A 1,028-nucleotide genomic window follows, 5' to 3' on the forward strand; every position below is an offset into this window, starting at 1 on the left:
TCCGGCCCGTCACCGACGAGGAGTTCCTCGCCGCCGGCGGCGACCCGGGCGACCTGGACGACCCGGCGCTGATCCGGATGGCGTCGGTCGTCGAGGGCATCGACCGCTTCGACGCCGGGTTCTTCGGCTACAGTCCCGCCGAGGCCGCCGTGGTCGACCCCCAGCAGCGGTTGCTGCTGGAGACGGCCTACCACGCCCTGGAGGACGCCGGCTGCCTCGGCGGGAACCGTACGGGCCAGGCGTTCGGCGTGTACGCGGGCGCGGGTGACAGCCGGTACTACCCGGCCCACGTGTACCCGCGCTTCGCCGGGCAGCCCGGCTCGGTGGCGCTCGTCCACGCCGCCACGGCCAACTCCCTGGGCACCCTCGCCACCCGCGTCTCCTACGAACTCGGCCTCACCGGCCCCAGCGTCTCCCTGCAGACGGCCTGCTCCACCGCGCTGGTCGCCGTGCACACCGCCTGCCAGGACCTGCTGGACCACCGCTGCGACACCGCCCTGGCCGCCGCCGTCTCCGTCAACCCCTCGGCCGTACTGGGCTACCGCCACGTACCCGACGGGCCGTTCTCACCCGACGGGCACTGCCGCGCCTTCGCCGCGGACGCCGCCGGCACCTCCTCCGGCGACGGGGTCGGAGCCGTCGTGCTCAAGCGGCTGGAGGACGCCCTCGCCGACGGCGACCGCATCCGCGCCGTCATCCGCGGCAGCGCCGTCAACAACGACGGCCGCCGCAAGGTCGGCTTCAGCGCGCCCAGCGCCGCCGGACAGACCGAGGTCGTCCTCGCCGCGCAGGCCCAGGCCGAGGTCGACGCCGGCACCATCGGCCTGATCGAGGCGCACGGCACCGCCACCAGACTCGGCGACCCGATCGAGGTGTCCGCCCTGACGGAGGCCTTCCGGCACAGCACGGACCGGACCGGGTTCTGTGCGCTCGGCTCCGTCAAGACCAACATCGGCCACCTCGGAGCCGCCGCCGGCGTCGCCGGACTCATCAAGGCGATCCTGGCCCTGGAACACCGGCAGATCCCG

Annotated in this window: 1 protein-coding gene; it reads left to right on the forward strand. The window is 74.3% G+C overall.

Annotation, left to right across the window (positions count from 1 at the left end):
• Window positions 1-1,028: polyketide synthase (locus tag B7767_RS42175; RefSeq protein ID WP_143652996.1), on the forward strand; the 1,028-nt coding region annotated here is incomplete at both ends.

Origin of the sequence: Streptomyces sp. 13-12-16, assembly GCF_002114215.1 — a bacterium.
Taxonomy (GTDB): Bacteria; Actinomycetota; Actinomycetes; order Streptomycetales; family Streptomycetaceae; genus Streptomyces.